The sequence below is a fragment of the Streptomyces paromomycinus genome, from assembly GCF_003865155.1.
Classification (GTDB): domain Bacteria; phylum Actinomycetota; class Actinomycetes; order Streptomycetales; family Streptomycetaceae; genus Streptomyces; species Streptomyces chrestomyceticus.
The window spans coordinates 2987795-3001020 of the sequence record NZ_BHZD01000001.1 but is presented as its reverse complement, the minus strand read 5'-3'; the positions used below and the strand labels follow the sequence as shown (position 1 = coordinate 3001020).

At 71.4% G+C, this 13226-nt stretch carries 9 protein-coding genes; 5 read left to right on the top strand and 4 right to left on the bottom strand.

Annotated elements, in window-relative coordinates; genetic code table 11:
- Positions 1–60: 60 nt before the first annotated feature.
- Positions 61–1011 carry a CAP domain-containing protein gene (locus OEIGOIKO_RS12040; RefSeq protein WP_125054031.1) on the bottom strand — a complete coding sequence of 317 codons (951 nt, stop codon included), beginning with the start codon at positions 1009–1011 and terminating at the stop codon, positions 61–63.
- A gap of 135 nt (positions 1012–1146) precedes the next feature.
- Between OEIGOIKO_RS12040 and OEIGOIKO_RS12035 the strand changes: the two genes are divergently transcribed.
- From OEIGOIKO_RS12035 to OEIGOIKO_RS12015, 4 genes are all read left to right on the top strand, one after another.
- The gene (locus OEIGOIKO_RS12035) at positions 1147–1428 is read left to right on the top strand and encodes an acylphosphatase (protein WP_031007255.1); all 282 of its coding nucleotides are present in this window, start codon (positions 1147–1149) and stop codon (positions 1426–1428) included.
- Between the two features lie 381 nt (positions 1429–1809).
- Complete coding sequence (locus OEIGOIKO_RS12025; RefSeq protein ID WP_030018387.1) at positions 1810–2016, top strand: hypothetical protein; 207 nt, start codon at positions 1810–1812, stop codon at positions 2014–2016.
- A gap of 294 nt (positions 2017–2310) precedes the next feature.
- Positions 2311–5862, top strand: a complete 3552-nt coding sequence (smc, locus tag OEIGOIKO_RS12020) for a chromosome segregation protein SMC (RefSeq protein WP_125054030.1) — start codon at positions 2311–2313, stop codon at positions 5860–5862.
- A 265-nt stretch (positions 5863–6127) separates the two neighbouring features.
- Positions 6128–7546 carry a sugar porter family MFS transporter gene (locus OEIGOIKO_RS12015; RefSeq protein WP_125054029.1) on the top strand — a complete coding sequence of 473 codons (1419 nt, stop codon included), beginning with the start codon at positions 6128–6130 and terminating at the stop codon, positions 7544–7546.
- A gap of 152 nt (positions 7547–7698) precedes the next feature.
- Here OEIGOIKO_RS12015 and OEIGOIKO_RS12010 read toward each other — a convergent pair whose 3' ends face one another.
- Together OEIGOIKO_RS12010 and OEIGOIKO_RS12005 are read right to left on the bottom strand one after the other, a co-directional pair.
- Positions 7699–8688 (bottom strand): LLM class flavin-dependent oxidoreductase, encoded by a 990-nt coding sequence (locus OEIGOIKO_RS12010; protein WP_125054028.1) that lies wholly within the window; start codon positions 8686–8688, stop codon positions 7699–7701.
- Positions 8689–8780: 92 nt separating this feature from the next.
- The gene (locus OEIGOIKO_RS12005; protein ID WP_125054027.1) at positions 8781–10262 is read right to left on the bottom strand and encodes a purine-cytosine permease family protein; all 1482 of its coding nucleotides are present in this window, start codon (positions 10260–10262) and stop codon (positions 8781–8783) included.
- Between the two features lie 514 nt (positions 10263–10776).
- On the opposite strand from OEIGOIKO_RS12005, the gene ftsY reads away from it, so the two are divergent.
- Positions 10777–12024, top strand: coding sequence for a signal recognition particle-docking protein FtsY (gene ftsY, locus OEIGOIKO_RS12000; protein WP_125054026.1), 1248 nt, complete (start codon positions 10777–10779; stop codon positions 12022–12024).
- Between the two features lie 200 nt (positions 12025–12224).
- Here the strand turns inward: ftsY and OEIGOIKO_RS11995 are convergent, their stop codons facing one another.
- Positions 12225–12893 (bottom strand): bifunctional DNA primase/polymerase, encoded by a 669-nt coding sequence (locus OEIGOIKO_RS11995; protein ID WP_125054025.1) that lies wholly within the window; start codon positions 12891–12893, stop codon positions 12225–12227.
- Positions 12894–13226: the final 333 nt, after the last annotated feature.

Below are 13226 nucleotides of genomic sequence, written 5' to 3'. Positions count from 1 at the left end.
GCGCCGCCCGGCTCGGAAGCCGAAGTGCCGCCCGCCTCGGGAACCGAAGTGCCGCCCGGCTCAGAAGCCGAAGTCCTGCGTCCACCACGGGCCGCCCCGGCCGAAGTGCGCTCCGACCCCCAAGGTCTTGTACTCGCAGTTCAGTATGTTGGCGCGGTGCCCGGAGCTGTGCATCCAGGTGTTCATCACCGCGCGGGCGTCGGCCTGGCCGCGCGCTATGTTCTCGCCGCCCAGGTTCTCTATGCCCGCCTGCTTGGCCCGGTCCCACGGGCTGCGGCCGTCCGGGTCGGTGTGGTCGAAGAAGCCGCGGCGCGCCATGTCCTCGCTGAACGTCCGGGCCAGGGTGCCCAGTTCGCGGTCGGCGGTCACCGGTGAGCAGCCGGCCTTCGCGCGCTCCTGATTGACCAGGTCCACCACTTGCGACTCGGCGGCGGAGGGCGGGGTGCCCGGTGTGGCGGAGGCGGGCGGGGTGCTCTTCGGGGGTGCGGGGGTGGTCGCCGTACGGTCCGGCCGCTGCGTGCGGTCCCGGTCGGGAGCGGTGTCCGCGGCGGGCGTGGACGGCTGCCGGGGAGCCGGGGTGGCCGACGGGGCGGCGGACGACGTGGGGCGCGCCCGGTCCGGGAGGCCGGGGCGAGCCTCGCCGCGGCTGGCCTGTCCGGCGCCCCGGTCGGTGGGCGACACGGACGCCGCGTCGCGTGGCGTCGTGTGCGGCAGGGCGTCGGCGCGCACCCGCTCGCCGGAGCCGCCGCTGCCGCCCCAGTCGTACTGGCCGCCGCCGGGCAGCAGGCCCGAGGCGACGGCGACCGCGCCCATCGCCACGGCGGCCGAGGCGCCGAGCAGGCCGGTGCGGACCGGGGCGGAGCGGCGGTCGCGCGCGGGGCGGTTGCCGCGGTGGCGGCCGGAGTGCGCGGGGCCCGCGGGTGCGGGAGGTGCGGCGGCCGGGCTTGCGGCCTGGTCCGTGGCTCCGGCGGCTTCGGGTGATGCGGGAGCGGAGCGTCGATGGCGGCCCATCCACTGCCTTCCTTCTGTCCACACGAGCGTCAACGTGCCTCACTCGTAAGGGTGAGTCTCGTTGCCGGGCGACTGTACGCCATGACGTGTGGGGCCGATGTGCCCGCCGAGCAATTGGCCGGTTAACGTGCAGACATGAACGAAGATGTCCGCCTGACCGCCTGGGTGCGCGGCCGGGTCCAAGGAGTCGGCTTCCGGTGGTTCACCCGGGCCAACGCCCTGCGGATCGGCGGCCTCGTGGGCTTCGCCCTCAATCTGGAGGACGGCCGGGTCCAGGTCGTCGCCGAGGGGCCCCGCGAACGGTGCGAGGAGCTTCTGGAGTGGCTGCGCACCGGCGACACGCCCGGACGGGTCGAGGGGGTGGGTGAGATCTGGGACACGCCGCGGGGCGGTTACGACGGATTCGCGATCCGCTGACCCGGTGCGGCGCGCGGTATCCGGGAACCGGACGCGGGGCCGGTTTCACGTGTCCCCGTCAGATGCACACTGCAGTCATGACCTGGTGGTTGCCAACTCGGCCGACCCGTGGAAGGCTGCCGCTGTAAGGATGATCTCCACGCCCCCGAGGCGCTTTTCTGGGGAGCCGGTCCGGCGTTGCCGCGGCCGCGGACTCCCGGGCGCCCAAGGATACGGGGCGTGATCGTGTTGACCCTCAAACCTTTTGGTGAGACTCTGGAAGCCCCGCGCACCTTAGCTGTTTGGCATTGAGTTCGCAGGACAATGGCAAGCACCGCGGGTGCGAATCCCTCACGACCCACACCGCTTCGGTCGGTCACTCAGTGTGGAGGACCATCCATCATGGCAAAGGCGCTTCTCGGTTACGTCGGCGGCTCCGACCCCCGAGTCCTCTCCGAGATGCGACGGCTTCAGCAGCGCGTCCAGGACCTCGAATCCGAACTCATCCGGATGCAGGCCGAAAACGACATGCTGTCCGCTGCCGCACGTCACGACGACTCGATGCTCGACGGCATCGACGTACCCCAGGCGGAGCCCGCGCTCACCTGACCCCATCCCCCGGGGCCGACGGGCTGTTCGCCAGCCGCTTGAGGCACCGCTAGCAAGATCTTCAAGGGACGCTTCGGCGTCCCTTCGTCGTTTTCCGTTGCTTTTCTGTTCGGCTCCCGGTCGACCCTCACCGTCTGATGTGCCCTGCACCTTCAGCAACGAAACCGAAATCACACCGCCGCGAGGAGTGCGGGCGTCCGGGGCGCGGCCAGGACGCCCCGCGTCCCGGCGGCCGCACCGGGCCCTCGTGCCGGGGCGGCTCCCGGCCGGGGGCGGGCGGTAGAGTCCAACGGCGTGCATCTCAAGAGCCTGACACTGCGAGGATTCAAATCCTTCGCCTCCGCCACGACACTGCGTTTTGAACCCGGCATCACCTGTGTCGTGGGCCCCAACGGGTCGGGCAAGTCCAATGTCGTCGACGCCCTGTCCTGGGTCATGGGCGAGCAGGGCGCCAAGTCGCTGCGCGGCGGCAAGATGGAAGACGTGATCTTCGCCGGGACGACCGGCCGGCCGCCGCTGGGCCGCGCCGAGGTCTCGCTGACCATCGACAACTCCGACGGCGCCCTGCCCATCGACTACGCCGAGGTCACCATCACGCGGACGATGTTCCGCAACGGCGGCAGCGAGTACCAGCTCAACGGGGACACCTGCCGCCTCCTGGACATCCAGGAGCTGCTCTCGGACTCCGGCATCGGCCGGGAGATGCACGTCATCGTCGGGCAGGGCCAGCTCGATTCCGTCCTGCACGCCGATCCCATGGGGCGCCGCGCCTTCATCGAGGAGGCGGCCGGCGTCCTCAAGCACCGCAAGCGCAAGGAGAAGGCGCTGCGGAAGCTGGAGGCGATGAAGGCGAACCTGGCGCGCGTCCAGGACCTCGCCGACGAGCTGCGGCGGCAGCTCAAGCCGCTGGGCCGGCAGGCCGCTGTCGCCCGCCGGGCCGCCGTCATCCAGGCCGACCTGCGCGACGCCCGGCTGCGGCTGCTCGCCGACGACCTCGTATCGCTTCGTGAAGCGCTGCGCGCGGAGATCGCTGACGAGGCGGCGCTCAAGCAGCGCAAGGAGACCGCCGAGCAACGGCTCAAGGAGGCGACACGGCGCGAGGCCGCACTGGAGGAGGAGGTACGGACGCTGACGCCACGCCTCCAGCGGGCCCAGCAGACGTTCTACGAGCTGTCGCAGCTCGCCGAGCGGGTGCGCGGCACGGTCTCGCTGGCCGACGCGCGCGTCAAGAGCGCGACGGCCGCCCCGCCGGAGGAACGGCGCGGCCGCGACCCGGAGGACCTGGAACGGGAGGCGGCCCGGGTCCGTGAGCAGGAGGCCGAGCTGGAAGCCGCGCTGGAGGCGGCGAGCCGGGCGCTGGAGGACACCGTCGAGCACCGGGCCGCTCTGGAGCGTCAGTTGGCGGACGAGGAGCGGCGGCTGCGGGACGCCGCGCGCGCCATGGCGGACCGGCGGGAGGGGCTGGCCAGGTTGCACGGGCAGGTCACCGCCGCGCGCGGCCGGGCGGCTTCGGCGCAGGCCGAGATCGGACGGCTGGCCGCGGCCAGGGACGAGGCGCAGCAGCGCGCGGCCCACGCCCAGCAGCAGTACGAGACGCTCAAGGCCGAGGTGGACGGGCTGGACGCGGACGACGCCGACCTGGCACGACAGCACGAGGCCGCCAAACAGGACCTGGCCGACGCCGAGGCCGCGCTGAGTGCCGCGCGCGACGCGCAGACGGCCGCCGAGCGGCAGCGCGCGGCGGTGTCCGCCCGGCACGAGGCACTGGCCCTCGGGCTGCGCCGCAAGGACGGGACCGGCGCGCTGCTCGGTGCGGCCGACCGGCTGACCGGCCTGCTCGGTCCGGCCGCCGAACTGCTGACCGTCGCCCCGGGCCACGAGGTGCCGGTGGCCGCGGCACTCGGCGCGGCGGCGGACGCGGTGGCCGTGGCCGACCCGGCCACCGCTGCCGAAGCGATTCGCCTCCTGCGCAAGGAGGACGCTGGACGTGCCGCGATGGTGCTGGGAGCGGGACCGGAGACGAGCCGGGACGTGGATTCCGGCGGCCTGCCGCTCGCGGCCGAACTGGTCAGCGGTCCGGACGAGTTGCTGCGCTCCGTACGGTGGCTGCTGCGCGGCGTCGTGGTCGTCGGATCGCTGGAGGACGCCGAGGAACTGGTGGCGTCCCGCCCGGAGCTGACCGCGGTGACCGCCGAAGGCGACGTCCTCGGAGCGCACTTCGCGCAGGGCGGGTCGGCCGGCGCGCCGAGCCTGCTGGAAGTGCAGGCGTCCGTCGACGAAGCCGCGGCCGAGGCCGCCGAACTGGGCGAACGCTGTACGGAGCTGACCGCCGCTCACGAGGCGGCACGGCAACAGCGGGACGCGTGCGCGCGGCTGGCCGATGAGGCGGGGGAGCGGCGCAGTGCCGCCGACCGCGAGAAGTCCCGCGTCGCGGGCGACCTGGGCCGCCTCGGTGGCCAGGCACGCGGCGCCGCCGACGAGGCGGAGCGCTCGGCCGCGGCCGCCGCGAAGGCGGAGGAAGCACTCGAACGGGCGACCGAGGAGGCCGAGGAACTGGCCGCCCGGCTGGCGGTGGCCGAGGAGGAGCCCGGCGACGAGGAGCCGGACACCTCCGTACGGGACCGGCTGGCCGCGGACGGCGCCAACGCGCGGCAGACGGAGATGGAGGCGCGCCTCCAGGCCCGCACGCACGAGGAACGGGTCAAGGCCCTCGCGGGCCGGGCCGACGGTCTCGACCGCGCGGCGCGGGCCGAACGCGAGGCGCGGGCCCGTGCCGAGCAGCGGCGCGCCCGGGCCCGCCACGAGGCGGCGGTGGCGTCCGCGGTGGCCTCCGGAGCGCGGCAGCTGCTGGCACACGTCGAGGTCTCGGTCGTCCGGGCCGAGGAGGAGCGGCTGGCGGCGGAGCTGGCCAAGCAGGAGCGCGAGCAGGCGCTGGTGGCCGAGCGCAACGCGAGCCGGGAGCTGAAGGGCGAGCTGGACAAGCTGACGGACTCGGTGCACCGGGGCGAGGTGCTGGGCGCCGAGAAGCGGCTGCGGATCGAGCAGCTGGAGGCCAAGGCGCTGGAGGAGCTGGGCGTCGAGCCCGCCGTGCTGGCGGCCGAGTACGGCCCCGACCAGCCCGTACCGCCGTCCCCGGCCGCGCAGGGCGAGGAGCTTCCGCAGGACCCGGAGCACCCGCGCAACCGGCCGGTGGCCTACGTACGGGCCGAGCAGGAGCAGCGGCTCAAGGCCGCCGAGCGGGCGTATCAGCAGCTCGGGAAGGTGAACCCGCTGGCGCTGGAGGAGTTCGCCGCGCTGGAGGAACGGCACCAGTTCCTCAGCGAGCAGCTTGAAGACTTGAAGAAGACCCGGACCGACCTGCTGCGGGTGGTCAAGGAGGTCGACGAGCGGGTGGAGCAGGTCTTCACCGAGGCCTTCCACGACACCGCCAGGGAGTTCGAGGGCGTCTTCGCGCGGCTCTTCCCGGGCGGCGAGGGGCGGCTGGTGCTGACCGACCCGGACCACATGCTCACCACCGGTCTGGACGTGGAGGCCCGCCCGCCGGGCAAGAAGGTCAAGCGGCTGTCGCTGCTGTCGGGCGGTGAGCGGTCGCTGACCGCGGTGGCGCTGCTGGTCTCGATCTTCAAGGCGCGCCCCAGCCCGTTCTACGTGATGGACGAGGTCGAGGCGGCGCTGGACGACACCAATCTGCAGCGGCTGATCGGGATCATGGAGGAGCTGCAGGAGAGCTCCCAGCTGATCGTGATCACGCACCAGAAGCGGACGATGGAGGTCGCCGACGCGCTGTACGGGGTGTCGATGCAGGGCGACGGCGTCTCGAAGGTCGTCAGCCAGCGGCTGCGCTGAGCGCGGCCCCCGCGTAGTCGGTGCGGCGCCGGGTACTCGATGTGACGTACACGATTACTACGGCCCGCTACGGTTCATAACTTGAACGCATCCCCCTGGAAGTTACGCCGAAACAAAATCATCACGACCTATTGACTTCGAAACTTGAAGGCATAGGGTCTGCAACGTTGCTTTTACCTTCAAGTGGTGGGTACCCCCAACCTATGCGCCACTGGAAGGGCCAGCCCCCTACGCCCGGCAGCGCAGCCGGGCACTGGAGTACACGTTGACCAGCACCGCGCAGCCGACGACTTCGGAAGGCCGCAAGGCCCAGCCGGATCACCTCGGCCATGTCATCTTCATCACCGCGGCTGCCGCGATGGGCGGCTTCCTCTTCGGCTACGACAGTTCCGTGATCAACGGCGCTGTCGAGGCGATCCGCGGCCGCTACGAAGTGGGCTCCGCGGGGCTCGCCCAGGTGATCGCCATCGCGCTGATCGGCTGCGCCATCGGCGCCGCCACGGCCGGCCGGATCGCCGACCGCATCGGCCGCATCCGTGTCATGCAGATCGCCGCGGCGCTCTTCACGGTCAGCGCGGTCGGCTCGGCGCTGCCGTTCGCCCTGTGGGACCTGGCCATGTGGCGCGTCCTGGGCGGCATCGCGATCGGCATGGCGTCGGTCATCGGCCCGGCCTACATCGCCGAGGTCGCGCCGCCCGCGTACCGGGGGCGCCTGGGCTCCTTCCAGCAGGCCGCGATCGTCATCGGCATCGCGATCTCGCAGCTGGTCAACTGGGGCATCCTGAACCTCGCCGGCGGTGACCAGCGCGGCAAGCTGGCGGGCCTGGAAGCCTGGCAGTGGATGCTCGGCGTGATGGTCGTACCGGCCGTGCTCTACGGGCTGCTCTCCTTCGCGATCCCCGAGTCGCCCCGCTTCCTGATCTCCGTCGGCAAGACCGACAAGGCCAAGGAGGTGCTGGCCGAGGTCGAGGGCCAGGGCGTCGACCTGGACACCCGGGTCGCGGAGATCAAGGAGGCGATGCGCCGGGAGCACAAGTCCAGCTTCAAGGACCTGCTGGGCGGCAGGTTCGGCTTCCTGCCGATCGTGTGGATCGGCATCGGCCTGTCGGTCTTCCAGCAGCTCGTCGGCATCAACGTGGCGTTCTACTACTCCTCGACGCTGTGGCAGTCCGTCGGCATCGACCCGAGCAGCTCGTTCTTCTACAGCTTCACCACCTCGATCATCAACATCATCGGCACCGTGATCGCGATGGTCTTCGTGGACCGGATCGGCCGCCGTCCGCTGGCGCTGATCGGTTCCGCCGGTATGGCCGTCGCCCTCGCGCTGGAGGCCTGGGCCTTCGCCTCGAAGACCGCGGACGGCACGCTGCCGACCGCCCAGGGCACGGTTGCCCTGGTCGCCGCCCATGCCTTCGTGCTCTTCTTCGCCCTGTCCTGGGGCGTCGTGGTCTGGGTCTTCCTCGGTGAGATGTTCCCGAACAAGATCCGCGCCGCTGCGCTCGGTGTCGCGGCGTGTGCGCAGTGGATCGCCAACTGGGCCATCACTGCAAGCTTCCCGAGCCTTTCCGACTGGAATCTTTCGGGCACCTACGTGATCTACATGATCTTCGCCCTGCTCTCGATCCCCTTCGTGCTGAAATTCGTGAAGGAGACCAAGGGCAAGGCGTTGGAGGAGATGGGCTAACACCCCCCCGCCAGCCCTTCTCCTCAGTTGTGGGCAGCTGCCCCGGTCCGTCCGTCGGACCGGGGCAGCTCCTTTTTTCGCGCGCAAGGGCTTGCGGTACTTCTTTTCTCCGCGAATGGTTTTCCGTTGAAGCAAGGAAGCGGGCCGGCGCCTCAGCGCTCCTTCAGGTGCGGAACGACCCGCTCCGCGAACAGGTGTACGGAACGCCAGCCTTCGTCCACCGGCATCCCGCCGCACAGCGGATGCAGGATCAGCGACCCCGTCGGCCCCACCTCCCCGGCCAGCCGCACACACTCCTCCGGAGTCACGATGCGGTAGACCCCCTCCCGGCGCAGCGCCTCCACGTCGTCGGCGGCGGACCGCACAGCCGACTCCGCACCGGGGGCCTGCCATGAGGCGTACGTACGCGCCTCGTGCAGCAGGTGCCCGCCGTACTCCGCCCAGGCCCGGTCAGGATCCTCGGACACGTGCAGCAGACTCGTACGGGCAGAGGGTTGCAGCACCCAGCCCTCGGTCCCGTACTCGGCGCGGCGCGCGTGGTAGTACGCCTCCAGCTCGGGCAGATGCGCGCTGGGGAACAGGGGCAGCCCCAGCCGCGCGGCCCGGCGCGCGGCGGCCCGGGAACTGCCGCCGACCAGCAGCAGCGGATGGGGCTGGGTGTACGGGCGCGGGGTGACCCGCACGGTACGGCCCCGATAGCGGAACGGTTCACCCTTCCAGGCGGCGAGCAGCGTCTCCAGCACCTCGTCCTGGAGCTTGCCCCGCCAGTGCCAGTCCCGGCCGTGCGCCGCGTACTCCTCGGGCCGGTAGCCGAGGCCCGCCACGGTGACCAGCCGGCCGCCGCTCAGCAGATCCAGTACGGCGATCTCCTCGGCCAGCCGCAGCGGGTCGTGCAGCGGCGTGATCAGTGCGGAGACGGTGACGGTGATCCGCCGGGTGGCGCCCAGGACGGTGCCGGCGAACGCCAGCGGCGCCGGCATCCAGCCGTTGTCCGTGGCGTGGTGCTCCTCGGTCTGGACCGTGGTCAGGCCCCGGTCGTCGGCGAAGGCGGCCATCTCGACGGCCGCCCGGTAGCGCGCGCCGAGCGAGGCGGGGGTGGGGGAGGGGCCGGCGAGGTTGAAGCGCAGGACCGTTACGGGCATGACGAACGTCCCCTTCACCGAGGCGGTGGGCCCGGTTGGCGAAGGGGACGCTAGCTGACGTCACATCAGGTGAGAAGGGTGCGGGCGCCGAATCAGCCGACCGGCGCCGGCTCCTCGGCCGGGGCGGCGGCACCCGCGGGCACCGTCTCCTTCGGCTTCGGCAGCACCGCGAAGACCACCGCGGCGATCACGATCGTGGCCGCCCAGCCCAGGCCGTGCTTGCCCGGCCAGGTCTCGGCCAGCGGACCGGTGAACCAGGTGACCTTGGTCAGGCACAGGCCCACCACCAGCGCCGCGGCCCAGGCCGTCAGCGCCTGCCAGCAGAAGCCGCCCGCGTACCAGTAGCGGCTGGTGCGGCTGACGTTCATCAGGCTGTCGCCGTCGTAGCGCACGGCCATCTTCCGGCGGCGCGCCATGTCGACGGCGTACACCCCGATCCAGGCGGAGAAGGACACCGCGAGCAGCGTCAGGAAGGTGATGAACTGGCCGATGAAGTCCTTGGCCACCAGCATCATGAACGCGCCGCCGACCAGGCTGATGATCGCGTTGATGCTCACGGCCATGGCGCGGGGCAGCTTGACGCCCATGGTCTGCGCGGTGAAACCGGCCGAGTACATCGACAGGCTGTTGATCAGCAGCATCCCGACCAGCGCGGTGAGCAGGTAGGGCACCGCGAGCCAGGTCGGCAGCACCGAGCCGAGGAACGACATCGGGTCGGTGTTCTGGTTGGCCAGGTCGGGCTTGGAGACGGCCATGATGCCGCCCATCAGGACCATCGGTACGAGCACCAGGGCCGCGCCGGAGATGGTGGTACCGACGATCTTCTTGCCGGAGGCGGAGTGCGGCAGGTAGCGCGCGAAGTCCGGACCGGTGGGCACCCAGCTGATGCCGCCCGCCGCGATGGTGCCGATACCGGCGATCATCAGCGCGGTGCTGCCCGCCGACTGGGAGAAGATCTTCCCCCACGGCATCTCGGCGATCAGGTAGACCAGCACCATGATGCTGAAGACGCTGAACAGGTACGTCGAGTACTTGTTGCAGACGTTGAGCGCCTTCCGGCCCATGCCGCTGACCAGGAACGTCGTCGCGACGAAGAGCAGCAGTGTGATCACGGTGAGGACGTTGTTGGCCTCGATGCCGAACAGCAGCTTCAGGACCGTCAGCACGGCGTACGCGCCGCTGACCGCGTTGATCGTCTCCCAGCCGAAGCGGGCCACCCACAGGATCGCGCCCGGGAAGTAGTTGCCCCGCACGCCGAAGGCGGCACGGGAGAGCATCGCGCCCGGCGCGCCGCCCCACTTGCCGGAGACCGACAGCACGCCGACCATGCCGAAGGAGACGACGGAGGCGATGGCGGCCACGATCAGGACCTGCCAGAAGTTCAGACCGTTGGTGATCACCAGGGAAGCACCCATGGTGAGCAGCAGCACGCTGATGTTGGCGGCGACCCAGGTCGGGAAGAGTTCGCGGACGCGGCCGTGGCGTTCGTGGTCGGGGACGGGCTCGATGCCTCGTTGCTCGACGGCGCCTTCGGTTTCAGGAGCGGACATGGTGTCCGTGGACGTGGTGCCCATGGTGCAGGTGTCTCCGTGCGGGTTCAGGCAGCGGCTGTGATGCCTGGCGAAGGGGAGGGGGGTTGCCAGGACTCTACGCGCGTTGCGCAGCCGAGAGCTATCGTACTTTGATCCAACTTCGGTTCATGGGCCTTGTTGTGTCCAACGACGACCGTATGCAGGCCTCGAACTCGTCCGAGCATCCTGATCGATCGACTGAGGTGCAGGTCAGGTGGGGTGTACGGCAGTGTGGGCGGGCCCCTTCGGTGTCCGGCCGACATGACGGAAACCAGTGGCACGCCCGGCGCGGGGGCGCGTGCTTCGGCGGCCGGGCGGTGTCGGACCGGGTTGCGCGGCCGACCTGCGCCAACGATCCGGGGCGGCGTTCGCATGCCCCGCAGTGTGGTATGCGATGTCCGGACTTTTCCTCCAGGGAGCAGCGAGCGGCCCCGCGGCAGGTGAACCCGGACAAGCGAGGTCCAGGTTCGGCGTGTGCGGTCCCGCACGGCGGGGTGTGACCGATACTGGGTGAGTTATGGACATCGTCACCCTCGCTGTAGTCATCGCTGTCATCGCCGTGGTCGTACTCGGCGCGACCAGCGGGCTCGTCATCAGCAGCCGCAGGAAGAAGCAGCTGCCGCCGGCCCCGCCGACCACTCCGTCCGTCACCGCGCCCCCTGCGGAACCGCAGGTGGGCGAGGACGCCGAGACCCCCCGCGACGAAACCCGTCGCACCATAGAAGAAGTCGTCCTGCCGCCGGCCGAGGCGCCCGTCGAGGCGCCCGCCGAGGAGCCGGTGGCCGAAGCACCGCCCGCCCCCGCCGCCCCCGAGGTCGAGGTCCCCGAGCCGACCGCCGGCCGGCTCGTACGGCTGCGCGCCCGGCTCTCCCGCTCCCAGAACTCGCTGGGCAAGGGCCTGCTCACGCTGCTCTCCCGCGAACACCTCGACGAGGACACCTGGGAGGAGATCGAGGACACGCTGCTCACCGCCGACGTGGGCGTCGCGCCCACGCAGGAACTGGTGGAGCGGCTGCGCGAGCGCGTGAAGGTGCTCGGCACCCGTACCCCCGAGGAACTGCGCGCGCTGCTGCGCGAAGAGCTGCTCAAGCTGATCGGTACGGACCAGGACCGCGCGGTCGCCACCGACGGCGCCCTGGGCAAGGACGGCCAGGAGATCCCCGGCGTCGTCATGGTCGTCGGCGTCAACGGCACCGGCAAGACCACGACCACCGGCAAGCTGGCCCGGGTCCTGGTCGCCGACGGCAAGTCGGTCGTCCTCGGCGCCGCCGACACCTTCCGTGCTGCCGCCGCGGACCAGCTCCAGACCTGGGGTGAGCGGGTCGGCGCCCGTACGGTCCGCGGTCCGGAGGGCGGCGACCCGGCGTCGATCGCCTTCGACGCGGTGAAGGAAGGTATCGCCGAAAGCGCCGACGTGGTCCTCGTCGACACCGCGGGCCGGCTGCACACCAAGACCGGCCTGATGGACGAGCTGGGCAAGGTCAAGCGGGTCGTGGAGAAGCACGGCCCGGTCGGCGAGGTCCTCCTCGTCCTGGACGCCACCACCGGCCAGAACGGCCTGGTGCAGGCCCGCGTGTTCGCGGAGGTCGTGGACATCACCGGTGTCGTGCTGACCAAGCTGGACGGCACGGCCAAGGGCGGCATCATCGTCGCGGTCCAGCGGGAGCTGGGCGTACCGGTCAAGCTCGTCGGCCTCGGCGAGGGCGCGGACGACCTGGCGCCGTTCGAGCCGGAGGCATTCGTGGACGCCCTGATCGGCGACTAGGACGGGCAGATGGCCTTACTGGCGCAGCCGGTTGGAAGAGCCCCGCAGCGGATGATCGCTGCGGGGCTTTTTGGCGGGTGGAGGGGGCCGGTCGGGGTGGAGCGGGGCGTGGGAAGGCGGGCAGGGCGGATGGCGGGTGCGTCGGGGTGCGGGTGCGTCGGTGTGCGGCGCGGTTCCGTCCGCATCTGCGATGCCTGTGGTTACGCGGCCGACCGGTGGCACACGTACGCGAGGGTGCCCAACAGCAGCCGGGCCTGCGGCGGCCGCCCGGCCGTGTCCAGGGTGGGCGGCCGCAGCCACCGCATCGGGCCCAGCCCGCCGAGGTCCGACGGCGGGGCCGTGACATGGTCGCCGGGGCCGCGCGGACACAGGTCGAGGGCGGCGTCGTCCCAGCCCATCCGGTAGAGCAGACCGGGCAGGCCGGCGGCGGCACCGGGGGCCACGAAGAACAGGGCGCGGCCCGTCGGTGTGGCGGCCACCGGGCCGAGCGGCAGGCCCATCCGTTCCAGCCGTACGAGCGCGCTGCGCCCCGCCCCTTCCGGCACTTCGAGGATGTCGAAGGCCCGGCCCACCGGGAGCAGGACGGCCGCGCCGGGCGTCCTCGCCCAGGCGTCGGCGGCCTCCTCCAGGGTCCCGCCGGCCGCCAGTCCGTCCGCGTGGGCCAGCGGGTGCGCGCCGGGGGCGGCGCAGTCGTCCGCACCGCACGAGCAGACCGTACGTCCGTTCCCGCCGCGGGCCGCGCGGGCGCCGGGCACCACGTCCCAGCCCCACAGTCCCGTGTACTCCGCCACCGCCGTGATCTCGGTCGAGCGGGCGCGACGCCGTGAACCGGACCGGATGTCGCGGATGCCGCCGATCGTGAAGCCCATGCCTCCTCCAACGGGTGGTACGTGCCAGTGGTTACGTGTCGGAGCGAAGGTGTGACGCTCCGTCAGGAGAGGTCGGTTTCCGTGGCGCGTTGTGGTGCGGTGGGTGGTGCGGCGCGCGGCGCGCGCCCGTGCGCGCTCCTTTCCGTCCGTCTCCTCTCGACCTGTGTCAAGTCAATCGCGAGGACCGGTCGGGGAGTTCATTCAAAGGGGTGGCGAATGGTGGCGTTTAGCGGATCGGCCTCGCCGCGGGCGTGATCGTAGGATTACTTTCGGTGCACGACCTGGGGCGGGACGCCCCGGGTGTGGGTATGCCGGAGGCAACGCACCGGCGGG